This window comes from Nocardia sp. NPDC004068, from assembly GCF_042874315.1.
In the GTDB taxonomy this organism is placed as follows: domain Bacteria; phylum Actinomycetota; class Actinomycetes; order Mycobacteriales; family Mycobacteriaceae; genus Nocardia.
This window is the reverse complement of the sequence record NZ_JBIAMW010000002.1, coordinates 680,262-705,212: the sequence shown is the minus strand read 5'-3', so window position 1 is coordinate 705,212 and position 24,951 is coordinate 680,262. Positions and strand designations below refer to the sequence as shown.

At 70.1% G+C, this 24,951-nt stretch carries 20 protein-coding genes; 5 read left to right on the top strand and 15 right to left on the bottom strand.

Annotated features, from left to right (window positions below; all coding sequences use genetic code 11):
- Positions 1 to 7: 7 nt before the first annotated feature.
- Positions 8 to 787 (bottom strand): GntR family transcriptional regulator, encoded by a 780-nt coding sequence (locus ACFYTQ_RS07275; RefSeq protein WP_387357795.1) that lies wholly within the window; start codon positions 785 to 787, stop codon positions 8 to 10.
- A 96-nt stretch (positions 788 to 883) separates the two neighbouring features.
- Here ACFYTQ_RS07275 and ACFYTQ_RS07270 point away from each other — a divergent pair, with 96 nt between their 5' ends.
- The 4 genes from ACFYTQ_RS07270 to ACFYTQ_RS07255 all read left to right on the top strand — a co-directional run bounded on the left by ACFYTQ_RS07270 (position 884) and on the right by ACFYTQ_RS07255 (position 3,863).
- Positions 884 to 1,345, top strand: a complete 462-nt coding sequence (locus tag ACFYTQ_RS07270) for an NUDIX hydrolase (protein ID WP_387357793.1) — start codon at positions 884 to 886, stop codon at positions 1,343 to 1,345.
- 33 nt (positions 1,346 to 1,378) lie between these two features.
- Entirely contained in the window at positions 1,379 to 2,533 is a 1,155-nt protein-coding gene (locus ACFYTQ_RS07265) for a helix-turn-helix domain-containing protein (protein WP_387357791.1), read from the top strand.
- A 200-nt stretch (positions 2,534 to 2,733) separates the two neighbouring features.
- Entirely contained in the window at positions 2,734 to 2,880 is a 147-nt protein-coding gene (locus tag ACFYTQ_RS07260) for a hypothetical protein (protein WP_387357789.1), read from the top strand.
- A gap of 35 nt (positions 2,881 to 2,915) precedes the next feature.
- The gene (locus tag ACFYTQ_RS07255) at positions 2,916 to 3,863 is read left to right on the top strand and encodes a helix-turn-helix domain-containing protein (protein ID WP_387357787.1); all 948 of its coding nucleotides are present in this window, start codon (positions 2,916 to 2,918) and stop codon (positions 3,861 to 3,863) included.
- On the opposite strand, the gene ACFYTQ_RS07250 is transcribed toward ACFYTQ_RS07255, so the two are convergent.
- The 7 genes from ACFYTQ_RS07250 to ACFYTQ_RS07220 form a co-directional block, all read right to left on the bottom strand.
- Positions 3,823 to 4,275: an SRPBCC family protein gene (locus ACFYTQ_RS07250; protein WP_387357785.1), complete on the bottom strand. Its 453-nt coding sequence runs from the start codon at positions 4,273 to 4,275 to the stop codon at positions 3,823 to 3,825. The two genes, ACFYTQ_RS07255 and ACFYTQ_RS07250, sit on opposite strands and share 41 nt — an antisense overlap.
- On the bottom strand, positions 4,268 to 5,221 hold the full coding sequence (locus ACFYTQ_RS07245) for an acyl-ACP desaturase (protein ID WP_387357783.1): 954 nt from the start codon (positions 5,219 to 5,221) through the stop codon (positions 4,268 to 4,270). The genes ACFYTQ_RS07250 and ACFYTQ_RS07245 overlap by 8 nt, the downstream gene beginning before the upstream one ends.
- Before the next feature lie 4 nt (positions 5,222 to 5,225).
- Entirely contained in the window at positions 5,226 to 8,372 is a 3,147-nt protein-coding gene (locus ACFYTQ_RS07240; protein WP_387357781.1) for a type I polyketide synthase, read from the bottom strand.
- Positions 8,373 to 8,390: 18 nt separating this feature from the next.
- Positions 8,391 to 8,513 carry a hypothetical protein gene (locus ACFYTQ_RS07235; RefSeq protein WP_387357779.1) on the bottom strand — a complete coding sequence of 41 codons (123 nt, stop codon included), beginning with the start codon at positions 8,511 to 8,513 and terminating at the stop codon, positions 8,391 to 8,393.
- A gap of 109 nt (positions 8,514 to 8,622) precedes the next feature.
- Positions 8,623 to 14,160, bottom strand: coding sequence for a type I polyketide synthase (locus ACFYTQ_RS07230; RefSeq protein ID WP_387357777.1), 5,538 nt, complete (start codon positions 14,158 to 14,160; stop codon positions 8,623 to 8,625).
- A gap of 40 nt (positions 14,161 to 14,200) precedes the next feature.
- The gene (locus ACFYTQ_RS07225; protein WP_387357775.1) at positions 14,201 to 15,574 is read right to left on the bottom strand and encodes an NAD(P)/FAD-dependent oxidoreductase; all 1,374 of its coding nucleotides are present in this window, start codon (positions 15,572 to 15,574) and stop codon (positions 14,201 to 14,203) included.
- Between the two features lie 14 nt (positions 15,575 to 15,588).
- On the bottom strand, positions 15,589 to 16,788 hold the full coding sequence (locus tag ACFYTQ_RS07220) for an acyl-CoA dehydrogenase family protein (RefSeq protein ID WP_387357773.1): 1,200 nt from the start codon (positions 16,786 to 16,788) through the stop codon (positions 15,589 to 15,591).
- A gap of 59 nt (positions 16,789 to 16,847) precedes the next feature.
- Here ACFYTQ_RS07220 and ACFYTQ_RS07215 point away from each other — a divergent pair, with 59 nt between their 5' ends.
- Complete coding sequence (locus ACFYTQ_RS07215; protein WP_387357771.1) at positions 16,848 to 17,648, top strand: MaoC/PaaZ C-terminal domain-containing protein; 801 nt, start codon at positions 16,848 to 16,850, stop codon at positions 17,646 to 17,648.
- 11 nt (positions 17,649 to 17,659) lie between these two features.
- On the opposite strand, the gene ACFYTQ_RS07210 is transcribed toward ACFYTQ_RS07215, so the two are convergent.
- Genes ACFYTQ_RS07210 through ACFYTQ_RS07180 form a run of 7 tightly spaced genes read right to left on the bottom strand, consistent with a single transcriptional unit; the run spans position 17,660 to position 24,465 of the window.
- Positions 17,660 to 18,658: a 3-oxoacyl-ACP synthase III family protein gene (locus ACFYTQ_RS07210; protein ID WP_387357769.1), complete on the bottom strand. Its 999-nt coding sequence runs from the start codon at positions 18,656 to 18,658 to the stop codon at positions 17,660 to 17,662.
- A 19-nt stretch (positions 18,659 to 18,677) separates the two neighbouring features.
- Positions 18,678 to 19,547 (bottom strand): class I SAM-dependent methyltransferase, encoded by an 870-nt coding sequence (locus ACFYTQ_RS07205; protein WP_387357767.1) that lies wholly within the window; start codon positions 19,545 to 19,547, stop codon positions 18,678 to 18,680.
- Positions 19,544 to 20,488 (bottom strand): SDR family NAD(P)-dependent oxidoreductase, encoded by a 945-nt coding sequence (locus ACFYTQ_RS07200; protein WP_387357765.1) that lies wholly within the window; start codon positions 20,486 to 20,488, stop codon positions 19,544 to 19,546. The genes ACFYTQ_RS07205 and ACFYTQ_RS07200 overlap by 4 nt, the downstream gene beginning before the upstream one ends.
- A 2-nt stretch (positions 20,489 to 20,490) precedes the next feature.
- Complete coding sequence (locus ACFYTQ_RS07195) at positions 20,491 to 21,498, bottom strand: SDR family oxidoreductase (RefSeq protein WP_387357764.1); 1,008 nt, start codon at positions 21,496 to 21,498, stop codon at positions 20,491 to 20,493.
- A 35-nt stretch (positions 21,499 to 21,533) separates the two neighbouring features.
- Positions 21,534 to 23,195, bottom strand: a complete 1,662-nt coding sequence (locus ACFYTQ_RS07190; protein WP_387357762.1) for an AMP-binding protein — start codon at positions 23,193 to 23,195, stop codon at positions 21,534 to 21,536.
- Positions 23,192 to 24,196 (bottom strand): acyl-CoA desaturase, encoded by a 1,005-nt coding sequence (locus ACFYTQ_RS07185; protein WP_387357760.1) that lies wholly within the window; start codon positions 24,194 to 24,196, stop codon positions 23,192 to 23,194. The genes ACFYTQ_RS07190 and ACFYTQ_RS07185 overlap by 4 nt, the downstream gene beginning before the upstream one ends.
- Positions 24,193 to 24,465 (bottom strand): acyl carrier protein, encoded by a 273-nt coding sequence (locus ACFYTQ_RS07180; protein ID WP_387357758.1) that lies wholly within the window; start codon positions 24,463 to 24,465, stop codon positions 24,193 to 24,195. The genes ACFYTQ_RS07185 and ACFYTQ_RS07180 overlap by 4 nt, the downstream gene beginning before the upstream one ends.
- Positions 24,466 to 24,951 lie beyond the last annotated feature (486 nt).

The window sequence follows — 24,951 nt, the reverse complement described above, 5'->3', positions numbered from 1 at the left end:
GCGCTGTTCAGCGAGCGGGGAAGTCGTATTCGAGGAGATACGCTCTGGCAACCTTGACCGTGTCGCACACCTCGACCGCCACGTCATCGGTGTCGAAAGCCGTTCGGACGACGGTGATTATCGGCTCGCCATCGCCAATCTCCAACTGCGCGCGTTCATCTGGCGTCGGCATGCGGGCTCCGACTTCCTCGGTGAACCGCGCCAGCGTGTGTCCCATCTCTTCGAGGCGCGCGTAGATCCCACCGGGCCCGGTGTCGGGTTCCTCGATTCGAGTGCCAGCTGCCAAGCTGATCGGGATGTAGGACGTCGCGATCTCCACCGGCCTGCCGTTGGCCAAGTAGCGGCGCGCCCGCACCACCACTTCGGCACCGGGCTTGGCGCGAAGCCGTTCAGCCACTTCAGGATTCGCGATCGCCCGGCTGATCCGGATGCGATCGACGCTCGGCGCGAAGCCTGCCTTCTCCGCTTCCGCCGAGAAAGCGGCCTTGCCGTCGGCTCGATGCTTGCGGGCGAACCGGTCCGACGCCAGCCGCCGAATCGGCGGAGCGGATCGGGCGAACACGCCGCGACCCTGCTGCGCGTAGACCAGACCCTCGGCCTTGAGTTCTTGCAGCGCCTGTCGCACCGTCATCCGCGCCACGCCGAAGTGTGCGATCAATTCTGTTTCCGAGGGCAACCGCTCACCCGGAGCGATCTCGCCGGTGGTGATGGCTGTCCGGAACTGGTCGGCGATCTGGCGGTACGGCGCACGCGGATCGGTACGGTCGACCGACCCGAACCGCAGCATCGCATCCTCCGCTCACACGCAACTTACCTAGACAACTAGCTTAGGCTGAACCGGCACAGCTGCCGAGGAACGCAACAACACAAGGGAAAGGGCCGCATGGTCGACCTACCGAAGCACTCCGTCAGCGTGTCCGGCATCGTCGTCGATGCCGACAACCGGGTGCTCGTGATTCGGCGCGCTGACAACGGCCATTGGGAAGCGCCCGGCGGCGTGCTCGAACTGGACGAAGCGTTCGAGGACGGCGTCCGACGCGAAGTCGCCGAGGAGACGGGCCTGACCGTCCAGGTCGACCGGCTCACCGGCGTCTACAAGAACCTGGCCGCGGGCATTGTCGCCCTCGTGTTCCGCTGCACGGCCGAGGCCGGGGTAGCGCACCCGACCGACGAAGCGCGCGAGGTCCGATGGATGACCGCGGACGAAGTTCGCGAAGCGATGGTGCCTGCGTTCGCCATCCGCGTGCTGGACGCTCTCGACGGCGGCGAACCGAAGCTGCGGGCTCATGATGGCACCAATCTGTCGAAAACCTTTCGGTTCGCTGGTCGATCACCGAATCCCTGAATCAACGACCACGACCGTCGTAACGTGGTGTACATGAGCGTGGTCGGCGAGCGAGTGAAAAACGCCCGGAAAAGGGCGGGTATGACGCAACGCGATCTGGCTCGCGCGGCAGGCGTATCGCTGTCCCAGCTGCGCAAAATCGAACAGGGCGGCTACGAACCCCGGCTGGAGACGCTGCGCTCCTTCGCGGTCGCGATGAACCTCCGGACCTCGGCGCTTCAGACCACCCCCGACTACGAAATCCCCGACAGCGACACCGAATCCCAGTGGCACCCCGTCCTGCACGCCCTGCACGGCAACATGACCGACCCCGACGAACCCGCCACACCCGACGGTGTTCAAGCGATGCTGGACACCGTGCAGGCCATGATCGCCGAGGATCGATATCGCGAAGTCACGGCATTGCTCCCCAACCTGATTCGGGACGTCGAAGCCCTGGACGACGCACGGGCTCTGAAGTTCAAGACCCTCAACATGGTCGCGTCCCTCCTCGCGCAGACCCGCCAGTTCGAGGCCGCCGACATGGTCTTGGACCGCGCCCTCGAGGCGTCCGAGACCGCCGTGGAGGCAGCCACCGCCATCGACACCCACCTGTGGGCACTCCTGCGCCAGGGCCGCTTGGACGACGCCCGCACCATGGCCGTCCAGTGGGCCGACGACATCGAACCCCGATTCTCCCGCGCCACATTGCAATCCGTGGGCATGTGGGGACGCCTGTGGCTGAAGATCGCGAACGCGGCCGTCCGCGACAACCAGCCCCACGAGGTCGAAGACGCCCTCGCCCTGGCCCGCGCGGCGGCAGCCCGCATCGGCCGTGACGTTTACGTCGAACGCCTCCTCGGCCGCACCTTCGGCCCTCTCGAGGTCTCGTACATCGCCGCCGAATCATTCGTCATCGCTCACGAGCCGGAGAAGACCCTCGCCATAGCCGCAAAGGTCCCCGCGCCCTCGATAGAACCGGCGGGCGCAAGCCGAATGCGCCACAAGCTGGATGTCGCCAACGCCCACACGCAGATGGGACGCTACTCCGAGGCGCTCGAGGAGTTCCGCGGCGTCCAGCGCACCGCACCGGAATGGCTTGTGCAGCAACGCTATGCGCGTGACATCTTGGGCCAGATCGTCGGTCGGCGACGGACCTTGACGCCCGAGATGCGGGAGCTGGCGAATGCGATCAAGCTCGATTACTGAATGTCGGCTATTCGTGGGATGAATGTCACCTCGGGTCGATAAAGCGTGGAAGTGACATTGTTTCGCTGATTGTGTTGCGGGGAGGCTGTTACTGCCTCCGCCTCCGGAGGCCCAGAGTCGAACGGAGCAGCCATGATGACGTCCGCGGTCGTGCTATCGAAGATTCTTGTCGTGCCTTGTGGCCGGACCGAGGGGGAAGCGTGATCGGCTTCTTCTGGGCATTCGTCTTCGCTGCCGTCGGGTCGCTCGTGATCTACCCCCTCATCGCCTACTGGCCGTCGCGCACGCCCAAACACAAGTCGGTCGACGCCATTCGCGAACGCATCGAACGCGAGGCCGAGGAATAACTCCTAGCTGTTTCATTGCCGATCGGAGGTTTCATATGCGGAGGATCGACACGTCGGAGCACGACCTTGCTCGAATCGGAGTGACTGTCCCTCGTCGCGAACTCGGCAGACTATTGCGTGATCTGCGTTTGGGCGCCGGGTTGACCATGGTTCATGTCGCGCAGCTCATCGGGAAGGGGACGACGACGGTGCAGCGGATGGAGACCGCGGCGACCGTCACCGTCGATCCGGCCGATGTCGAGAAGTTCTGCCAGATCTGCGGGGCGGACGACACCACCACCGAAGCGCTCAAAGCGCTTGCTAAGCAGCCGGTTTCGGAGGTCTGGGTCCACAAGTACGGCGAGCTGATTCCGTGCGGCTTCGACTTTTATTCTGGATTGGAGTCCACGACGGACGGGCTGATGACCTATCAGGATCAGATACCGAAGATCTTGCAAGCCCCCGAATACGCCCGCACTCTAATCAAACTCGCGCACCGGAACGAGTCCGATCACGAGATCGCGCGGCGCGTCGAGCGCCGAATGCGCCGGAAGCTGTTGATCACGCGCAAGTACAACCCGATCAGGTATCGCCTGGTCCTCGACGAGTCGGCCGTACGGCGAGTCGTCGGCAATGCCCGGGCCATGTTCCAGCAATGCGCCCACCTGGCGGATATGAGCACTCGGCCGAATGTGAGTGTGCGAATCCTGCCCGACTCGGCAGGGGTTCCCCTTGGGGTGTGGACCGGCCCGTTCTCCGTGCTGGACTTCGAAACTCACGCGCCGGGAGAGCACTCGGTCGTCCATATCGCGATCTACCGACGCGCGATCTATCTCCACGCCGAAGCGGATCTTCGGGAGTACCGGACGAGCTTCCTCGCTCTGGAAGCTGCCGCGCTGAGCCCGGAGGAGAGCAGAAAACTACTGCGGCAAACAGCGAGAACCTACCGGGAAACCCCGAATATCACCCCCGCGCAACCGAATACCCCTCAGCGAACGCCTTGAACCGCTTACTCGCCGTCCGCGACGCCGCCAACTGCACCCCTTTCACCATCATCCGCGGAGCGGCGAACTTCGCCTCGATCTCCATCGCCATGGTCACCCGCGTCCGCTCCCCGTCGGCCCGCAACGTGTACGAACCCCGTTGCACAGCAAGATAAGTGCTCTGCACGACGTTCCAGCTCATGCGCGCGATGCCGTCCCATTCGTATTCGATGAGTTCGTGGTCGACCAGTGGCCCGAAGCTGGCATCGACAGTGAGGCGGGCCGGCCTCCCCTGGGCGTCGACCGATTCGACGGAGACATTCCGATGCAACGACGACCACTCCGGCATCCGACCCAGATCCGCCAAGGCCGCCATGACGGTCTCCGCCCGCGCGTCGACCACGAAATCGACATCGACCCGCGTGCTACCCATGCCGCCGCGCCTCCCGTGCCAGCAACCGGTCCCGCTGCTCCTCGAACCGGGGGATCTTCACCTGGGCCAAATCCTCGAGGTACGCCGCGAACGACTCCCGCACCCGCTCACCCTCACCCCCGAAGTCCGTGCGCTCGAACACCTTCCACTGCTTGCACACCGGCAACAGCACCTCCTCCAGATGCTGCCGCAGATCGTACACCCCGTGTTTGGCCATGAGCGCGCCGTTGCGGCGGAAGTCCGACATCCCCGCGCCGGGCATGCGGAAGTTGCGGACGATGGTGTCGATGGCGGCCATCATGGCGTCGGGCACGAGGTCGAAGGCCGCGGCGCACAGGTTGCGGTAGAAGATCATGTGCAGGTTCTCGTCGGTGGCGACGCGCTGGAGCATGCGGTCGGCGATGGGGTCGTCGCAGATCTTGCCGGTGTTGCGGTGGCTGACGCGGGTGGCGAGTTCCTGGAAGGTGACGTACGCGCCGGAGTGCAGCAGGCTGCGGTCGGCGCCGACGTCGGTGGAGGAGAATCCGGTGGTCATATGCGTCATGCGCGCCTTTTCCAGGGCGACCGGGTCGACGGCGCGGGTGACGATCAGGTAGTCGCGCATGACGATGGCGTGCCGGTTCTCCTCGGCGGTCCAGCGGCCCACCCAGGTGCCCCACGCGCCGTCGCGGGAGAAGTTCTCGGCGATCTCGCGGTGGTAGGAGGGCAGGTTGTCCTCGGTGAGCAGGTTGGTGATCATGGCCGCCTTGGCGACCTCGCCGAGTCTGGATTGGCCGGGCTCCCAATCGGTTCCGCCGAGCGCGGCGAAATTGCGGCCCTCGTCCCAGGGGACGTAGTCGTGCGGCTGCCAGTCCTTGGCCAGCGACAGGTGCCGGTCGAGATTGCGCTCGACCACGGGTTCCAGTTCGCGCAGCAGGACGAGTTGGGTGAGTTCGGTGGTCGTCATGGGTTCACCTCTCCAGGGTTCGCAGCCAGGGTTCGATGGCTCCGGCGGCGAGCGGCGCGTGGTCCTCCAGGATCGAGAAGTGGTCGGCGGCGGCATCGACGGTGCGGTCCGCCACCGCCCAATGTCGTTGCGGCGCGGCCGAATCCGTCGTCGCGGTGGCGCGCACGGCCAGGGTCGGGACGTTCACCGTCGCGGGCTTCCACTCCTCGAACAGCCGCAGATAGTTCGCCATGGCGAGCAGGTTGGCGTCGGTGACCACCACGCCCTCGGGATCGCGCGCGAGAATGTGGTGCATGGCCCAGCCGAAGGTGTCCTGCCGCCCGCCCGGTTCGGGGTCGAAGGTGTCGATCAGGACGAGTCCGCGCGGCGGGCGCCCGGCGCGGTCGAGCTGCTCGGCCACCGAATGCGCCAGCACTCCCCCGATGGAGTGGCCCAGCAGCACGAACGGCGCGTCCCCGCAGGCCGCCCCGACCGTCTCGGCCACCGCCTCGATCGCCACCTGCCACGACGACGGCAATGCCGCCGCGCTCCCGAACCCGGGCAGGGTCAGCGCGAACGCCCGCGGTCGCCGCCCGAAATGCGTTGCCAACCGGACGAATTGATGCGGACCCGAGCCCGCCAGAAACGAGGGAACGCACACCACGACCGGCGTCTGCCCCTCGCACACGAGCGTGGCCGCGGTCCCGTGCGCGATCCCGGCCGTCGAATCGAACGTGGGCCGGTACCGCGCCGCCGCCGCCAGCATGGTCGCCGCGCCGACGAGGTCGCCCGCCACATCGGCGCGCCGCACCAACGCGCCCAAGGTCTGCCCGGGCCGCGCCTCGGGGCGGGTCACCCGGGGGCCGTCCGCGTCCAGCCAGAACCGTCGCCGCTGAAACGCGTAGCCCGGCAATTCGATTCGATGATAGGTCGCCCCAGCCGGATACTCGGCCGCCCAGTCGACCCGAGCCCCGGCCGCGTAGGCCGCCGCGATGGCGAGAGCCGGATCCGCGTGCCCGATCACCACGGCGTCCGCGACGTCGTCCATGGCGCGCACGGTCGGGGCCTCCTTCGCGCCGAGTTCGAGGAAGGTCCGATAGCCCGCCGTCGCCAATGCCGAGATATCGGCAGCCGCTGGGGCCTCGAATCGCGTTGACCCCGTGGCGATCTCGCGCGCGCCGTCCGCGACCGACAGCGTGCCGTCGATGACCCGGGCGGCGATCACCCCCGAGCCCGCCGCGAGCACGGGGTGGGCTCCGGGAAGGCGCTCCGCCCACATCGCGGCGGCCGCGACGACCAGGGCGAACAATCCTTCCTCGGCGGCGGCTCCCGCCACCGAGGGATCGGCGCCTCCCGCGGCACGCAGCGCGCGAGCGCATTCATCGAAGCGCTCGGCGAAAACCGGTGACGCCGAACGCAGAACACCGGCGGCCCGCCGCCAGTCGCCTCCCGGACTGATGACGAAGGCGACCCGATGCCCACCCTTGGTGCCCGCCCCGCGCGCGATCCCGTTCCCGTACTCGGCCCGTACCGGAACCGGCTGCGTGGCGAGGGTGTCCAGCGCCGCGCGGAGTTCGGACACCGACGACGCCACCAACGCCGCCCGGCGTTCGAGGTGCGCGCGAGTGGTGGCCAGCGCGTGGGCGAGGTCGACCATACGGTCACCGGGAATGGAGGCGAGCTGGTCCGACAAGGCCCGCGCCTGAGCCGCCAACGCCCGCGCGGTGCGCGCCGACAATGGAAACAGAAGGGGCGCACCGGGTTCAGCTCCCGGACGCGTGACCTCGGGCGCGGCCGGAGCCTCCTCCACGACGAGATGCGCGTTGGTGCCGCTCACCCCGAACGCCGACACCGTCGCGCGACGGGCCCGTTCCGGGCGGGCGGGCCACGCCCGTTCGTCGGTGAGCAGCGCCAAAGCGCCTGTGGACCAGTCGATCTCGGGGCTCGGCTCGTCGACGTGCAGGGTGCGCGGCAGGACCTGGTGCCGCAGGGCCATGATCGTCTTGATGAGCCCGCTGGCGCCCGCCGCCCCCTGCGTGTGCCCGATATTGGATTTGATCGACCCCAGCCACAACGGCCGATCCCCCGGCCGGTCTCGGCCGTACACGCCGAGCAGGGCGTTGGCCTCGATCGGGTCGCCGAGGGTGGTCCCGGTGCCGTGCGCCTCGACCGCGTCGATATCGCCGGGGCGCAGGCCCGCGTCGGCGAGGGCGGCCCGGATGACCCGTTCCTGCGCGGGGCCGTTGGGCGCGGTGAGGCCGTTGCTGGCCCCGTCGGAGTTGACGGCGGAACCGCGTAGGAGCGCGAAGATCTCGTGTCCGTTGCGCCGCGCGTCGCTCACCCGCTCGAGCAGCACTAGCCCCATGCCCTCCGACCAGCCGGTGCCGTCGGCGGAGGCGGCGAAGGATTTGCAGCGGCCGTCGGGGGCGAGCGCCCGCTGTCTGCTGAACTCCACGTACACCGTCGGTGTCGACATGACGGTGACGCCCCCGGCCACCGCCAGATCGGTCTCCCCGCGCCGCAGCGACTGCATGGCCAGATGCGTCGCCACCAGCGACGACGAACAGGCGGTGTCGATGGTCAGGGCCGGTCCCGTAAACCCGAAGACGTACGCGACGCGGCCGGACGCGACGCTGCTCAACATGCCCATCCCCCACCGGCCCAGCAGCGCGTCCGCGTGCTTGGCGGCCAACCAGGTGTAATCCTGGTACATCAGGCCCGCGAACACTCCGGTTCGGCTGCCGCGCAACGAGTTCGGGTCGATCCCGGCGTGCTCGCACAGCTCCCACGTCCCCTCCAGCAGCAGCCGTTGCTGCGGGTCCATGGCGGGCGCCTCGCGGGGGCTGATCCCGAAGAACTGCGGATCGAAATCGGCCACCCCGTCGAGGAATCCGCCGTGCCGGACGTAGGAGGTGCCGCGATGCCCGGGGTCGGGATGGTAGAGGGCCGCCAGATCCCAGCCGCGGTCGCCGGGGAATTCCGCGATGGCGTCGCGGCCGTCGGCGACCAGCTCCCACAACTGTCCCGGGGTCCGTACCCCGCCCGGATACCGGCACGCCATGCCGACCACCGCGATCGGTTCGCCACCGCGCTCGGCGTCCGCGCGCAGCCGCGCGTTCTCCTTCATCGAGGCCCGCAGCGCGCGAACCAGTTCCTCGGTGTCGACGGCCATCGCGGTCAGCTCCTTCGCTCACTCCCCCGCCAGCACCGGCCGCACGAGCGCCTCGGCGTCCATGCTGTCCAGGTCGTCGGCGGGATCATTCGGTCGCTCACTCCCCGCCAATGCCAGCGGCACAAGCGCTTCCGCGTCCATACTGTCCGGGTCGTCGGCGGGGGGTCATTCGCTCACTCCTCCGCCAGCGCCAGCCGCACGGGCGCTTCCGCGTTCATGCTGTCCGGGTCGTCGGCGGGGGTTCATTCGCTCAGTCCTCCGCCAGCGCCAGCCGCACGAGCGCCTCGGCGTCCATGCTGTCCAATTCGTCGGCGGGGTCGGTCGGTTCGGGGTCGGGGGGCGCCGGGAAGAGGCGGGCGTCGAGGTAGTGCGCGATGGCCTCGGGGGTGGGGTGGTCGAAGACGACGGTGGCCGGGATGGTCAGGCCCGCTTCGAAATTGAGGCGGTTGCGTAGTTCGACGGCGGCGAGGGAGTCGAATCCCAGGTCGGTGAAGGCTCGTTCGGGATCGACCGCGTCCGGCGACGGGTAGCGAAGCACGCTGGCGACCTCGGCACATACCAGGCGCAGCAGCTCCGGAAGGCGTTCGGCGCGTGGGAGTTCCGCCAACCGGGTGGCGAGGGCGCCCGCGGCGGGTGCGGACTCGTCGCGCGGTACGAGACCGGACAGGATGGGCGGCACCGCGACTCGGGGCGTGCGCAGTGCGGCGAGGTTCAGCCGGATCGGGATGACCACGGGGTTGTTCGACCGCGCGGTGGCGTCGAACAGCCGCAGCCCGTCGGCTCGGTCCAGTTCCTGGACGCCGGTCGCGGCCAGCCGCGCCTTGTCGGCGGCGGACAGCTCCCCGGTCATCCCGCTGGGTTGCGCCCACAGTCCCCACGCCATCGACACCGCGGGCAGTCCCTGCCGCCGCCGCGCGATCGCCAGCGCGTCCAGAAACGCGTTGGCGGCGGCGTAATTCGCCTGTCCGGGCGCGCCGAGCACCCCGGCGGCCGAGGAGAACAGCACGAACGCCGTCAGATCCAGATCGGCCGTCGCCTCGTGCAGATGCCAGGCGGCGTCGACCTTCGGGCGCAGCACCCGGGCGAGCCGGTCACCGGTCAGCTCCTCGACCACCCCGTCGTCCAGCACCCCCGCCGCGTGCACCACCGCCGCGAGACCGTCCCCGGCCCGGATATCGGTGATCAACTCGGTGACCCGATCCCGGTCGGCCACATCGCAGGCCACGACGTCCACGTCGGCCCCGCTCCCGGTCAACCTCCCCACGAGCTCGGTCACCCCGTCCGCGCTGGAACCGCGCCTGCTCACCAGGGTCAACCGCCGAACCCCCTGTGCCACAAGGTGTTCGGCCACCGTCGCGCCCAGCCCGCTGGTTCCGCCGGTGATGAGCACCCGGCCGTCGAGCCCGCGCCACGGCGACGACTCGCCCGACGCTCGCACGGGCCGCACGCGCGGCACGAACACCGTCGCACCGCGCACGGCGAACTGGTCGATCCCCGAACCCACGACCCGCCCGACGCCCTCGATGTCGATCGCCCCCGTCACATCCGCGAGACCGAACCGCCCGGGGTGCTCGTTCTGCGCACTGCGCACCAGCCCCCAGACCGCCGCCGCCCGCGGATCGACCGCATCCCCCGCGTCGACGGCGACCGCGCCCCGCGTCACGAACACCAGCCGCGACGACCCGAACACGCTGTCGGACAACCACTCCCGAATCAGTCGCAGGGCGCGGGCGACGACCTCGCCGGTCTCACCCGGCACATCCGCACTCGGTTCCGGAAGCCCCGCACCGATATCCACGAGCACCACGCCCACATCCGTCGGCAGGGCCTCCGTGTCCGCCACGAGGGCCACCGGCGGAACGGCACCGGTGACGGCGTCCTCGACCGCCTCCCACACCAGCCCGTACAGCGCGTCCGGTTCCCGAGCCGCCGCGAGCTGCGCCACCGACACCGGGCGCGCGATCACCGCGTCCACCGACATCACGACGGCCCCGGACTCGTCGACCGCGGTCATGCCCACCGCGTCCTGCCCCGCCGCCGACAACCGAACCGTCAGCGTCTTCGGCGATCCGGCCGCGATCCGCACGCCCGACCATACGAACGGCAGCCACGCCGTCTCGTCGTCGGAGCGGGCCAGGAACGCCGCGTGGAAGGCGGCGTCCACGGTGCCCGGATGCACGAGGAGTTCGCCGCCGGGCTCCGGTTCGAGCCGCGCGTACACCTCCCCCTCGTGCCCCCACACCTGCCGCAGCCGCTGGAAACTCGGCCCGTACCCGAGCCCCCGCTCGGCCAGCCGCGCGTACAGCCCCCTGATGTCCACCTCCTCCGCCTCCGGAGGCACCGCGAACGTCTCACCCTGCCGGACAACACCATTCGCCGTCGGCGACTCCCGCCGCGCGTCGTCGGCCCGCACCGTCGCCGAGGCGTGCCGTCGCCAGCCGTCGCCCGCGTCGGTGTGCACCGTCAGCGACCGGCGCGTCGTGTCGATCACGCGGACGCGCACCTGGACCGCCACCGCCGCGTCGGGCGGAATCCACAGCGGCGCTTCGGAAGTCAACTCCTCCACGACCGGGAAACCCAGCAGCCGACCCAGGTGCGCGGCGATCTCCACCAGCGCCGCGCCCGCGACGACGACCGTGCCGAACACGGTGTGATCCGCGAGCCACGGGTGCTCGGCGACCGACCAGTTGCCCAGGAACAGGCGTTCGCCGTCGGGCAACTCCACCGCGCCCTCGAACAGGGGATGCGGGGTGGCGGTGACACCGCGCGTGGCCGGGGCCTCGGGGCGGGGATCGACCCAAAACCGTTGGTGCTCGAAGGGATACGTCGGCAGCGGCACCCGGCGGCCGCCCGGCGGGAGGGTCGCGGCGAGATCGACGGGCAGTCCGGTGGCGTGCGCGCGGCTCACCGTCGTCAGCACGGTCGCGGCCTCCGGGCGGCGGGCGCGCAGGGTGGGCAGGACCAGAGCGGTGTGGCCGATCTCGGCCAGGCCCTCCCGGGCCAGCACCGACAGCGCCCCGCCGGGGCCGACCTCGAGGAAGGTGTCGACGCCCGCGTCGGCGAGCCAGGCGATGCCGTCGCCGAACCGCACGGTGCCGCGCACGTGCCGCACCCAGTAGTCGGCGGTGCCGAAATCGTCGGCGGGCGCGCCGGTCACATTGGCCACCACCGGGATTCGGGGCGCGCGCGGGGTCACCGTCGCGGCGACCTCCGCGAAGTCGGCCAGCATGGGTTCCAGCAGCGGCGAGTGGAAGGCGTGGCTGACGGTGAGCCGTTTGACGCGTCGCCCGCGCGCGGCCCAGCGCTCGGCGACGGCGGTGACCTCGGCCTCGGAGCCGGAGACGACGACCGCCGCGGGACCGTTCACCGCGGCCAGCGCCACCCGCCCGCTCAGATCCGGGGACACCTCCGCCTCGGTCGCCTCCAGCGCGATCATCGCCCCGCCGCTCGGCAACGCCTGCATCAACCGCGCGCGGGTGGCGACGAGACGGCAGGCGTCGTCCAGATCGAGCACGTCGGCCACATGCGCGGCCACCAGTTCGCCGATCGAATGCCCGATGAGGTACGCCGGGCGCACGCCGAAGGATTCGAGCAGCCGGTACAGCGCCACCTCCACCGCGAACAACGCGGCCTGGGTGTACCCGGTTTGATCGAGCAGTTCCTTCTCTCCCGCCACGATCTCGGCGAGGGGCCGGTCCAGATGCCGGTCGAGTTCCGCGCACACCCGCTCGTACGCCGCCGCGTACACCGGGAACCGTTGCGCCAGTTCGGTTCCCATACCCACGTACTGCGATCCCTGGCCGGGGAACATGAGCGCCGCCGACGAGCGCCCGTCGAGCCGGATCCGCTCGGACACCACCGACCCGCCCCCGCGCCCCTCGGCGAGCGCCGCCAGTCCGGCCCGCAATTCCGCTGTGCCGGAACCGATCACCGCGGCGCGATACTCGAGCTGGGCGCGCGTCGTGACGAGGCTGTGGGCGATGTCGAGGGGATGCTCGGGCCGCGAATCCAGCCACTCCCCCAGCCGCCGGGCCTGTTCCGCGAGAGCCGTGGGCGTGCGGGCCGACACGGCCCACAGCAGCGGCCCGTCCTCCGAACGGTCGGGCGGTGTCGGCGCGTCTACGGCCGGGGCCTCCTCCACGATGACGTGCGCGTTGGTGCCGCTCACCCCGAAGCCCGAGATCCCCGCGCGCCGTGGGCGTCGCGGGTCGGCGGGCCAGGGCCGCGCCTCGGTCAGCAGCGCCACCGCCCCGGCGTTCCAGTCGACCGCGCGGCTGGGCCGGTCGACGTGCAGCGTGCGGGGAAGCGTGTTGTGCCGCAACGCCATCACGGTCTTGATGAGCCCGCTGGCCCCGGCCGCGCCTTGGGTGTGCCCGATATTCGATTTGATCGACCCCAGCCACAGCGGTCGCTCGGCGGAGCGGCCCCGCCCGTAGGTCGCCAGGATGGCGTTGGCCTCGATGGGGTCGCCCAGCATCGTTCCGGTGCCGTGCGCCTCCACCGCGTCGACGTCACCCGCGCCCAATCCGGCGTCCGCGAGCGCCGCGGTGATAACCCGTTCCTGCGCGGGCCCGTTGGGCGCGGTCAGGCCATTGCTCGCCCCGTCGGAGTTGATCGCCGAGCCGCGCAGGATCGCGTGGATCTCGTGCCCGTTGCGGCGCGCGTCGCCCACCCGTTCCAGCAGCAGCAGGCCCATGCCCTCGGAGAAGCCGGTGCCGTCGGCGGCGTCGGCGAAGGATTTGCACCGCCCGTCCGGCGCCAGCCCGCGCTGCCGGGAGAACTCGATGAACAGGCTCGGCGTGGCCAGCACCTGCACCCCGCCCGCGACGGCCAGCGTGCTCTCCCCGCGCCGCAGCGACTGCATGGCCAGATGCACCGACACCAGCGACGACGAGCACGCGGTGTCGATGGTCAGCGCGGGCCCGGTGAACCCGAAGGTGTAGGCCACCCGCCCGGAGGCGACGCTGCTCATCTGGCCCAGCCCCCACCGGCCCTCCAGCCCCGCCGACGCGGGCCGGGTGAGATAGGCGTAGTCGCTGCCGCACACGCCGAGGAACACCCCGATCGGGTTGCCGCGCAACGCCTGTGGGTCGATTCCGGCGTCCTCGCACAGCGCCCAGGTGCCCTCCAGCAACAGCCGCTGCTGCGGATCCATCGCGATCGCATCGTGGGGGCTGATGCCGAAGAACTGCGGATCGAAGTCCGCCACGTCGGGCAGGAAGCCCCCCGACCGCGACGAACTCGTCCCCGGATGCGCGGGATCGGGATGGTAGAGCGCGTCCGGATCCCACCCCCGGTCCCGGGGGAACTCGCCGATCGCGTCGCCGCCCGCGGCCACCAGCTCCCACAGCCCCTCCGGCGAGGTCACCCCGCCCGGATACCGACACGCCATCCCGACCACCGCTATCCGGTCGTCGTCGTCGCCCGCGGCGGCCGGAATAGGTTGCGGCGCGGGCGTTTCGGCGACCGTCTCGGCCACCCCGGTGCATTCGAGCAGATACCGCGCGACCGCGCTCGGATTCGGCTGATCGAACAGCATGGTCAGCGGCAGATCGATGCCGGAGGACGCCTTCAGGTTCTCCGTGAGCGCCAGCCCGGCCAGCGAGTTGTAGCCATAGTCGCGGTAGGCGCGGTCCGGCGACACCTCGTGCGGCGGGCAGCCCAGCAGCGCCGCCGTCTCGGTGAGCACCAGATCCAGGCACACCCCGAACCGGTCGTTCGGGGCCGCCGCGGCGACGCGGCGCGCGAAATCCGAAGTCGGCGTGGTGGTTTCCGGCGAGTCGTTCATCCTCGTGCCCTTCGATGAGAGGTCGCGGCCGCGGGGTCGCTCAGACGATCTGCCTGCGGATCAGCCGCGGGTGGCGGTCCTGCGCGGCCAGCACCGACGACAGCGCCCCCGCGCCCAGGAACGCCAGCGGTTCCGGCGGGAACGGCTTCTCCTTGCCGTGCACGAACAGCAGATCGCTGTAGGAGGTGTCGCGGCCCAGGATCAGATCCCGCAGCACCTTGCCGGTGGTGTGGGTGAGCGCGATCCCGTTGCCGCAGAAGCCGTGCGCGTAGAACCGGCCGTCGCCCAGCGCGCCGACGTGCGGGACGACCTCGCGGGTGATGGCCACGCAGCCGCCGTAGGTGTGGGTGAACGGCACATGCTGCCACATCGGGAAATACCGGCGCAGCACCGCGTGCAGCGCCTCGCTCGCGTCCGGGTTGTCGATATTACGGGGCACGTCCATATCGCGCCGGAACCGGTAGTGCGCGCGCCCGCCGCCGAACAGCAGCCGGTTCCCGGCGGTGAGGCGGCCGAAGACGATGAAGTTGCCCGCCTCCACGAAGCCCTCCCGCTCCGGCCAGTGCACCGCGCCCAACTCGTCGTCGGTCAGCGGGCGGGTCACCGCGGCGTAGCTCCACACCGGCACCACCTTGCGGCGGAACTCGGCGAACTGATGCTGGTAGGCGTTGGTCGCGTACAGCACCTTGGTCGCGGTCACATCCGCCTGCGGGGTGCGCACCACATGCCCGCCCGCGACCGGCTCCACCGCCAGCGCCCGGGTCTGCTCGTAGAGCGACACCCCCGGCAGCGCGGTCACCACGCGGAACAGCCCGCGCGCCAGCCGGTGCGGATTGATCAGCGCGCCACCGACTTTCACCGCCGCCTCGATGGCGGGCGAGCCGATCCGGTCCCGCGCCCGGGCGCGGTCGAGCAGGTCCAGGCCCGACTGCGCGCCCAGCCGCGCGGCCAGTTCGAGGTCGCGTTCCAGCAGCCGGATCTGATCGGGGTTCGACGCCACCTGGTAGTAGCCCGCGGATTCGAATTCCGCGTCGATGCCCTGTTTGGCGCAGAACCGGTTCAGCTCGAGGATCGACTTGCCCACCGCCGCGTAGGCGAGTTTGGCGCGTTCGGCGCCGAACCGGTGCACGAGCGCGCCGAGGCTGTGCCCGATGGTGGGGGTGACGAATCCGTCGTTGTGCCCCGACGCGCCCGCCCCGGCGTAGTCCTCCTCCACGATGACGATCTCGAGCCGCGGATCGGCCTTCTTCAGGAAGTGCGCGGTCCACAGCGCGGTGTAGCCGCCGCCGACGATGCAGACATCGCAGCGGAGGTCCTCCCGCAGCGGCGCGCCGGGGGTCACGGATTCGGTTTCGCGCCAATAGATCTCGTGTTTCACCGCGGTGCCGGTGGGGGCCGGTGCGATGTCGGTCATCGGATGTCCCTTCCTCAGAGCAGCGGGGTGGTGGGCTCGAGCCCGAGCAGACTGCGGCCGTACGCCTCCGCGCCGATGCCCGGCTGCACCAGCCCGTGATTGGCGAACGCCAGCACGTCGCGGTGGAAGCGCTGGAAGTGGTTGCTGGTGCGGATCACCGAACCGCCCGCGGCGGTGTACAACTCGTCGACCACCTCGCGCGCGAGCCGCACCGCGAACCCGGTGTGGCCGCGGATGGCCAGCTTCTCGTCCACGGTCGGCTCCACGCCCGCGTCGGCGCGCTCCTGCAACAGCGCCGCGCACCGCTCCACCAGCCCCTCGGCGGCGGCGAGTCTGCTTGCGGCGGTGCCGATCTGGACCTGCGTGATCGGATACTGGGCCTGATCGAACCAGGTGGTGTAGGTGACGGCCTTGCCCGGCACGCGCTCGAGCAGCAGATCGTAGGCGCCGCGGGCGGTGCCGACGATGGCGGCGGCGGCCTCGATCAGCACCAGGCTCATGAACGAGTACACGCGGCCGGGCGCGGCGGCGTTGGCGCGGCTGGGGTCGCCGCCGAAGAGCATCTGCTCGATGGTGATCACCCGATGGTCGGGCACGAACACGTCGGCGGCGGTGATCGTCGCACTGCCGGTGCCCGCGGCGGCGCTGACCTGCCAGTCGTCGACGATCATGAGCTGCGCGGTGGGCACCGCGGCCAGCAGCTGCCCCCAGCTGCCGTCGGCGCGTTGCAGCGCGCCGGGGATGAAACTCCAATCCGCGCCGCGGCATCCGGACGCGAACGGGCACGCCCCGTTGAGCTTGTAGCCGCCGCCGTCGGCCTCGGTGAACATGCTCGTCGGCGCGACGCTGATGGAGAAGCGGGTGTCGGTGTCGGCGAACACCTCCTCCTGCGCGCGGTCGGGCAGCAGCCCGGCCAGGTAGGCGCCCGCGGTCGCGGAGTTCGCGACCCACGCCGCGGAGCCGCAGCCGCGACCGATCTCGGCGAGGAGCTGGGAGATCTGGGCGACCGGCAGATTCAGCCCGCCGAACCGTTCGGGCACCGCGGCCCGGAACACCCCGGCCTCCTCGAGCAGCCGCAGGGTCGCCTCGGGCAGCCGCCGCTCGGCCTCGGCCTGCACGCCGTTGGTGCGCAGGGCGGGGACCGCGGCCCGCACCGCCTTGCGGACCGAATCGAAATCCGTTGTCGTGGAATTGGTTTGAGCTGTTGATGTCACCGGGTCTCCTCGTTCACCATGGTCGGGACACGTCCGAAAGATGCGCTGGGGTAACAGGTATGGAATTCGATACGCCGACTCCGTTCGTCGCGACCACGGCCACGGTGACCGCCGGGCAGGTCCGCGCCTACGCCGCGGCCACCCTGCAAGCCGAATTCGGCACCGGCGGCGGCGTGCCGCCGTTGTTCGCGGTCGGCGCGCTCGCCGGTCCCGCCCTGGAGGAACTGCGCGCTCGCCACCTCGGCCGCCCGGGTCCGACGCTCGTGCACGCCGAGCAGACCGTGCGGCTCGGGGCCGCGCCGCGGATCGGCGAGAGTGTCGAGATCCGCGCGCGCATCGGCGCGCTCGTCGATGTCGGACCGGCGCCCGCGCTCGTGCTGGAGGTGTGGATCGCCGACACCGTCGGCCACGCCACCGTGCTCATGCCCGACCTGCCCCGGGTGCATCGGGCCGTGACCCGGCCGCCGCGACCCGAGATCGGCGCGGCCCTGGGCGATTTCGAGATCGGGTTGCCCGCCGAACTGGCCGCCCGCTACGCCGACGCCACCGGCGACCGCAATCCGATCCACCTCGATCCGGCCGTCGCGCGCGCGGCCGGGCTGCCGGGCGTGGTGCTGCACGGCATGGCCACCTACGCGATCGTGTGGGCGGCGGCGCGGCGGATCCTCGCCGACGCCGGGGTGGACGGCGAATTCGTCGGCTCCCGAACGCGTTTCGCGCTGCCGGTGCTGCCCGGCGCGGCGCTGGCGGTGACGGTGCACCGCACCGGGGATCCGGCGCTGGTGGCCGTCACCGCGCGGCAGCACGGCCGCCGGGTGCTGCGCGACACCTACCTCACCCTCGACCGCCCGATCGGCTGACGCGGCCGGGGTCATCCGCACCACCGGACGGCGGCCGCGGAGGCCATGTCCCCGGCGTGCGCGAATCCGGCGAACACCACCAGATCGCCGTCGGACACCGCGCCCGCGCGCAGCGCGCGGTCGAAGGTCACCGGAACCCCGGCGGTGTACAGGTTGCCGAACTCCTCGAAGGAGTCGATGTGCCGCTCCTCGGGCACGCCGAGGGCCTGGCGCCAGTTCGCCAGGAACATCTTGTTGGGCTGATTGGTGATCAGCACGTCGATGTCCTCGGTGGCCACCCCGATCTGCTTGCACACATCGGTCACCGCCTCGGGCACCAGCCGGTTGCCGCGCGCGATGATGTCGCCGAGCTTGTCCTGCGGGAAGCTCACCATGAGCTCCTCGGTGCCCGGCGCCCAGTACTTGCGGGTGCCGGTCAGGCCCAGGTCCCGCGCGTACTCCGGGGCGTGGATCACGCTGGCGCCCAACAGTTCCGAGCCGCCGCCCGCGCTCAGGTAGGCGACCCCGCAGCCGTCCCCGGCGACCGCCGCGTACGGACTCTTGCGCACCTTGGGCTGGGCGAAGAACTGCCCCGCGCCGTTCTGCACATTGCACAGCAGCGCCGTGCGCGCCGCCCCGCTCGCGATCATGGTGTCGGCCAGTTTCAGCATGTACCCGAACGACGCGCAGCCGCCGTTGTGCAGGTCGATGATCCACCGCGGGCGGCAGCCGAGCAGGTCGGCGGTCTCCGCGCCCGATCCGGTGATCGGATGGTCGGGCAGCATGACATTGGTGATCAGCAGGTCCACCGACCCCGCCGGTTCGGTCCCCAGCCGCTCGAACATCGGGCGCGCCGCGGCGGCGATCATCTCCGCGGCCCGTTCGCCGTTCACGTGATGACGGGTCGCGGGCGCCTTGAACAGCGGATTGCTGGCGATCGGGCTGGCCAGTTCTTCCTCGGTGAAGAAGAACGTCGCCGGGACGGGCGGGCCGGGCAGATAGCTGCCGACGTCTCGGATCCCTGTGGGCATATCTCGTCCGTTCTCGAAATCAGCAGCGCTGGAAGATGATTCGGGCCAGGCCCGCGTGCCTGCGCCGGAACACCTCGATCGACACCAGCAGATAGCGTTCGTAGCGTTCGACGGTCTCCTCGCCGACCAGGGCCACGGCCTCGGCGCGGCGGGCGCGCAGCTGGTCCAGCCACACCTCGCAGGTGCGGGCGTAGTGCGGGGCGTCGTTGCGGACGCTCACCACGTCCAGCAGGCCCTCGCTGGCCGCGAACACCTCCGCGAACCACGGCACCTCCGACTCCGGGAAGATCCACCGGTTGACCCGGATCATCTCGCGCTGGATCGACCAGTCGGCGTTCGTATTGTGGCCGCGCACAATGGTTTGCAGCCCGAGCCGCCCGCCCTCGACCAGCCACTCCCGGCAGCGGGTGAAGAACTGCCGGTAGGCGTCGATCTTGCGCTCGCGGCTCATGCCGAGGTTGGCGAAGTGCTCCATCGCGCCGATCGACACGATGGCGTCGTAGGGCGCGTCGGGGCGATGGGCGTTCCAGTTCTCCAGCCGCAGATCGCAGCGCTCGTCGGCCCACGCGGCCGTGGTCGCCAATTGCGCCGCGCTGAGGGTCAATCCGGTGATGTGCCGCACGCCGTGGGTGTCGCGCAGCCGCCGCACCATCGCGCCCCAGCCGAAGCCGACGTCGAGCACGCGCTCAGCGCCGGGCGCGTGCGCGCCGACGGCGAGGTAGTCGTGCTTGCGCTGCTGGGCGCGTTCGAGGGTGTCGCCGTCCTCCCACAGCGCGCACGAGTAGGTCATGCTCGGGTCGAGCCAGAGCCGGTAGAACTCGTTGCCCGCGTCGTAGTGATGCTGGATGGCCTCCGTGGAGGCGCCGAGATAGTCTGTGCCGGTGGTCATTTCGCACCTCCGCGAGCCGGGGCCGGACCGGTGCGCGCGATCCGACCGAGCCGTTCCATCCGGGCCGCGAGGGTGATGGAGCCCTCCAGCCGGAACGGTGGCGGCCGCCGCCCGTCGACGTCGTCGAATCCGTATTTCGTCGCCAGATCGCCCACGGCCAGCCGCTGTCCGCTGTAGTCGGCGAGGTCGGGGTCCACGCTCAGGCTCGCCACGGCGCGGCCCACGTACTCCGGGGAGTGCGCGATCTGGGCCGGGCCCTCCCCGACCAGATCCCACGCGCCCGCGACCCGTTCGGTGCGCACGAACCCCGGGTGCAGCGCGACCGCGGTGACCGCGGTCTTGCGCAGGTCGTAGGCCATCCCCACGACCATTCGGTCGGAGCCGTATTTGGCGATGTCGTACGGGGTCTGGCCGAGGTAGACCTCGCCGTCGGTGAACGACACGTTCACGATCAGCCCGGCGGGCGCGGCCATCAGCAGCGGCGCGGCGAGGCGGCTCACCGCGAACTGTCCGCGCAGCGATCCGGCGAACAGGTCGTAGCGCCACATCGGCTGCTTCCAGAACGCCGCGTGGAACGGCGCCTCCTCGCTGAACCGCTCGTAGCCCGCCCACGCGTTGTTCACCAGCAGATCCAGCCGCCCGCCGGTGCCGGCGGCGATCGTGTCGAACAGGGCGGCGTTGTCGGCGTCGTCGGTGTGGTCGCAGCGCACCGCGATGCCCTTGCCGCCGCGCGCGGTGACCTGTTCGGCGGTGTCGTCGACGGTGCCCGGGATGCCCTCGGTGCTGCCGCCGTCGCGGGTGCTGCGCCCGGTGACGTACACCGTCGCGCCGCAATCGCCCAGCGCCAGCGCCACTCCCAGGCCCACGCCGCGGCTCGCGCCCGTCACCAGGGCCACCCGCCCGGACAGATCCGGTGGTTGCCAGCTTCCGCTCGTCGTCATGGTCAGCTCCCCTTCGTCGCGGTCGCGGAGGCGGATTCGTTCGCCCAGAACTTCAGGCTGTTGCGGTAGGCGTCGCGGTCGCACGGGAACTCGACGCCGAGGCGTTGTCCCAGTTCGGTTTTCGAGGTGGGCAGGATGCCGCCCGCCTCGAAGGTCATCTCGCTGACGTCGATGAGCACCTTGATGAACGACCGGGTCAGCGGATGCAGCTCCGCCAGCGGCACCGGCAGCGGCCGCCGGGGATCGACGATGGTCAGCTCCCCGAGATCGCGGCCCTGCGAGGCGGCGTGCTCGATCAGGATCTCCCGGCCCTCGGGCACCGTCATAGCCTCCGAACCATAAGTGAGCCAATAGATCTGGCCGCGCAGATCGTCGGCGTCCACCGCCCGCACCACCGCCTCGACGGTCACGTCGAGCGGCACGAAGTCGAGCAGATTGGTCGGATGCGCGGGCAGGTACGGCGCCTTGCCCCGGCAGATGAACTCCGACATCACCTGCACGATCTGGCGGCGGCTCGACGCCCCGGTGCGCGAGTCCCCGACCAGGTTGGTGGGCCGGAAGATCGAGTACGGCACCCCGCTCGCGGCGAGCAACTTCTCCGCCTCGAGTTTGGACCACACGTACGGGCGCACCACATTGTCCGCGGCGACGCCCGCCAGCCCGGTGCGTTCGATGCCGTGGACGAAACAGGTGCTCAGATAGTGGATGGGCGCCCCGGCGCGGCGGGCGAAGTCGATCACCCGCGCGGTGCCGTCGATATTGATGTCCTGGTAGCGGGCGCGGTCCTGCCCCCAGGTGGTGAGCGCGCCGGAGTGCACGACGACGTCGGTGCGTTCGGCCAGTTCGTGCCAGCGCTGTTCGGTCAGTCCCAGCCACGGCCGGGACAGATCGCCGTGCACGACCTCGGCCACCTCGGGCAGTTCGGTGTCGGAGTGCACCAGTCCGGTGACGTGATGGTGGGCCAGCTCGGCGACCAGCGCGCGGCCGATCACCCCGGACGGGCCGGTCACCAGGATATGTCGTTTCCGTTGTGCGGCAGGGGAATTCATACGGCCTCCGACTGTTGGAGTTGCACGGTCGCGACCGCCGCGAAGCCGCCCTCGGCGAGCAGCTGCCGACAGCGGTGCCGCTGGATCTTGCCGCTGGGGGTGCGCGGCAGCGCGTTGCGGCGCAGGAAGACGCACTCGTCGAGGGTCAGCGCCGCGGCGGACATGGCGGCGGTCGCGGCGCGGCGGGCCACCGCGTCGTGATCGATGCGCGCGCCGCCCGTTTCGAGCAGCAGGGTCAGCCGCGAGCGGCCCGGGAGCTGGGCGTCGACCAGGGTGGAGCAGCCGAACCGCAGTTCGTCCGCCTCCTCGATGGCCTTCTCCACCTCGCGCAGATACACGTTGCGGCCCGCGATGGAGATCATGTCGTCGCTGCGGCCCACCGGATACAGGTGCCCGTCCACGACGAATCCGAGGTCCCCGGTGTCGAACACGCCGTCGACGAACTGCCGCCGCGTCCGGTCCGGGTCGCCGTAGTAGCCGGTGGCCAGCGACGTCGAACGGAACCTGATGGGCGCCAGGCGATCTCCGCCGGGGCGGGGTTCGATGAGCTCCATGCCGTCGCAGACCGTGCCCGCGCTCACCACCTTGGTCGCGCCCGGGGCGTCGGGATCGACCCGGCGCAGCCGACCGGCGGCCAGGGCCACCGAATCCATGGCGACGAACCGGGGTTCGTCGCTCATCGGGGTGGCGGTGACGGCGAGGGTGCCCTCGGCCAGGCCGTAGGCGGGCATGAGCGCCTGCCGCCGCAGCCCGAAGCGGCCGAGGTCGGCCACCGCGGCCTCGAGCACCTCCCAGTGCACCCGTTCGGCGCCGATGATGGCCGCCTTGAGCTGCGCGAGCGATCCGGGCAGCGTCCTGGCGCGCAGCGCGGTGACCCGCGCGGCGACCTGGAGGGCGGTCGGGCTGCCCGCGGTGTAGTGCGCGCCGTAGCGGGCGATGTCCTCGAACCAGGTGCGCGGGGACATCAGAAACCGTTGCGGCGTCGAGTAATACGTGGTGACGTCGTTCCACCAGCCGCTGAGCAGCCCGCCGAACAGGCCCATGTCGTGCGACCACGGCAGCCAGGTGGCGCCCGTCTCGCCGGGTTCTGCGGCGGTCAGGCGCGCCAGCATGTCCAGCTGCGCCGCGATCGCCCGCGGGGTCAGCATGCAGCCCTTGGGTGTTCCGGTGCTGCCGGAGGAGTACTGGATGAACGCCACCTCGTCGTCGCCGGGCGGGGTCGGGTCCACCGCGTCGCCGTCGGCGGCCAGGTCCTCGAACGCGTGCGCCGGGACCGTCGGGTGCAGCGGCCGCGGCAGCCCGGCCAGGGTGGCCGAATCCGCCAGCAGCGCAACGGGTTCCAGGTGGTCGCAAATGGTGCGCAGGTGTTCGGCGTAACCCTCGGGGTCGGTGCCGGGCACCCGGACCGGGAGGGAGGCCACCGCCGCCCCGCACATCCAGCCCGCCGCCAGGGCCCGGGCCGCGCCCGGGCCGTTGGCGAGCACGACCGCGACGCGCGCGCCCGGCCCGACGCCGAGCCGCCGCAGCGCCGGGACGGTGCGCTGGGCCTCGGCGACCAGGTCACCCCAGCGCACCGAGGTGTAGCCGCCGTCCACCCAGAACCGGGCGCACGAATCGTAGGATCGCGCGTCGGCGATCAGTCGCTGCCACAGACTCATTCGACATCCGCTACGTCGACCGGGGCCAGATCCTTCGTGCTCGCCTGCCCCCGCTCGGCCAGCGGGCGCGAGGGCTGATGCGGGGCGGCGCGGCCGCTGCCCACGCGGGTGAGTCCGTCGGCGCGCATCCGCACCTTCTCCGGGTCGATGCGCACGACGTCCCAGGCCAGGTGCAGCTTCTCCAGCGTGTAGATCGTGATCGCGCTGAGATCGATTTCCCACCAACGGAATCCGTGCCGTGCCGAGCGCGGGAACGCGTGGTGGTTGTTGTGCCAGGACTCGCCGAACGACGGCAGCGACAGCCAGAACACGTTGCGCGATTCGTCCGCGGTGTCGAAGCGGCGGTGCCCGAAGTAGTGGCCGATCGAATTCACCGCGTAGGTCACGTGATTGCCGATGAACATCCGCACCAGACCGCCCCACAGGATTCCGGTGAGGAATCCGGCGAGGGTGCCGCCGGTGAACGCGAATCCGAGCACGCCCGGCAGCAGCAGTCCGGCCAGCACCACGGGCACGAATCGGATGGACAGGAAACGGATATCGGCATCGCGGCACAGATCGGGGCAGTAGCGCACCGGATCCGAACTCAGATCCTTGTCGAACAGCCACCCCAGATGGGAATGCCACAGTCCCTTGAGAACTCCGCGAATCCCGACCTGATCGTCGAAATACGGCGAATGCGGGTCACCCGGTTTGTCGGCCACCCGGTGGTGGCGGCGGTGGTGGGCCACCCAGATCAGCGGCGGACCCTGCCCGGCCATGGCCCCGGCGGTCGCGAAGAATATCTTGATCGGCCGGTAGGTCTTGAACGAGCGGTGCGACAGCAGCCGGTGATATCCGATGGAGACGCCCAATCCGCCGATCACGCTCATGATGACGAAGACCGCGATATCGGACGGGCCGACCAGGGAATTCCACAGCAGCACCATCGCCGCGAGCACGCCCGCGAACGGTAACAGGGACGCGACGAGGATATAGATGTAGTGTTCGCGACCGTTCATCGAGGCACCTCCTCTTCCGAGGGGTACTTCTCGGCCAGGATCTCATTGGCGAGATCGACCAGCGCGCCCAGCGTCTTGACGTCCGCCGCCCGGGCCGGATCGAATTCGATCTCGTAGTCCTCTTCGATTTCGAAGACGATCTCGGCGGTTTGCAGGCTGGACAGGCCGAGGTCCTGCAAAGGAGTCTCCGCGGTCAGCACCAGACCGGCCGGGAAATTCCCTTTGAGCTTCTGCTTGATCTTGGTTTCGACCTCTTCGAGAGTAATCACTGATCAGCCCCTTTTCGATCAACAGTGAAATGCGCCGGAATGTGCCGGAGGATTTGCTGACGGCGTTGTCTGCCGGACACGGATTGAATTGGCCGACTCGGGATTCGAGTCTCCCCCGGACCATGGGACGCCGGACTTCGATCACGGTACTGCCATCTCGAAGAACGTGTCAACGCTGGACAGCGAGGTCTGTTTACGGTAGTCCGGCGATCTTGATATATGGTTCCCCATGCGTTGCCGCCCGGTCCGCGGCACCATTCCGACGTTTCTTACTCCTCGGTCGAAATCGATGGGTTAAACCGTTATAGAACCAGCGAGAGCCTGGTCGGCGGGGCCGCGACGGCGAAATGATCAACACCGTTGCTACGGGTGGGTTACCGAGTTTGCACGCGGTCGCGGTCCCGCGGTTTCCGATCGGCCTGCCCCCGGTCAATGGGGCTGGACAGACGCGGGCCCGTCGAATTCGAAAACGTTCAGTTTTCACTC

What these genes read in the sequence shown, in the direction of transcription:
- ACFYTQ_RS07275 (WP_387357795.1), bottom strand. Translation starts at nt 787, where the DNA reads ATGCTGCGGTTCGGGTCGGTCGACCGTACCGATCCGCGTGCGCCGTAC.
- ACFYTQ_RS07270 (WP_387357793.1), top strand. Translation starts at nt 884, where the DNA reads ATGGTCGACCTACCGAAGCACTCCGTCAGCGTGTCCGGCATCGTCGTC.
- ACFYTQ_RS07265 (WP_387357791.1), top strand. Translation starts at nt 1,379, where the DNA reads ATGAGCGTGGTCGGCGAGCGAGTGAAAAACGCCCGGAAAAGGGCGGGT.
- ACFYTQ_RS07255 (WP_387357787.1), top strand. Translation starts at nt 2,916, where the DNA reads ATGCGGAGGATCGACACGTCGGAGCACGACCTTGCTCGAATCGGAGTG.
- ACFYTQ_RS07250 (WP_387357785.1), bottom strand. Translation starts at nt 4,275, where the DNA reads ATGGGTAGCACGCGGGTCGATGTCGATTTCGTGGTCGACGCGCGGGCG.
- ACFYTQ_RS07245 (WP_387357783.1), bottom strand. Translation starts at nt 5,221, where the DNA reads ATGACGACCACCGAACTCACCCAACTCGTCCTGCTGCGCGAACTGGAA.
- ACFYTQ_RS07240 (WP_387357781.1), bottom strand. Translation starts at nt 8,372, where the DNA reads ATGGCCGTCGACACCGAGGAACTGGTTCGCGCGCTGCGGGCCTCGATG.
- ACFYTQ_RS07235 (WP_387357779.1), bottom strand. Translation starts at nt 8,513, where the DNA reads ATGGACGCGGAAGCGCTTGTGCCGCTGGCATTGGCGGGGAGTGAGCGA.
- ACFYTQ_RS07230 (WP_387357777.1), bottom strand. Translation starts at nt 14,160, where the DNA reads ATGAACGACTCGCCGGAAACCACCACGCCGACTTCGGATTTCGCGCGC.
- ACFYTQ_RS07225 (WP_387357775.1), bottom strand. Translation starts at nt 15,574, where the DNA reads ATGACCGACATCGCACCGGCCCCCACCGGCACCGCGGTGAAACACGAG.
- ACFYTQ_RS07215 (WP_387357771.1), top strand. Translation starts at nt 16,848, where the DNA reads ATGGAATTCGATACGCCGACTCCGTTCGTCGCGACCACGGCCACGGTG.
- ACFYTQ_RS07210 (WP_387357769.1), bottom strand. Translation starts at nt 18,658, where the DNA reads ATGCCCACAGGGATCCGAGACGTCGGCAGCTATCTGCCCGGCCCGCCC.
- ACFYTQ_RS07205 (WP_387357767.1), bottom strand. Translation starts at nt 19,547, where the DNA reads ATGACCACCGGCACAGACTATCTCGGCGCCTCCACGGAGGCCATCCAG.
- ACFYTQ_RS07200 (WP_387357765.1), bottom strand. Translation starts at nt 20,488, where the DNA reads ATGACGACGAGCGGAAGCTGGCAACCACCGGATCTGTCCGGGCGGGTG.
- ACFYTQ_RS07190 (WP_387357762.1), bottom strand. Translation starts at nt 23,195, where the DNA reads ATGAGTCTGTGGCAGCGACTGATCGCCGACGCGCGATCCTACGATTCG.
- ACFYTQ_RS07185 (WP_387357760.1), bottom strand. Translation starts at nt 24,196, where the DNA reads ATGAACGGTCGCGAACACTACATCTATATCCTCGTCGCGTCCCTGTTA.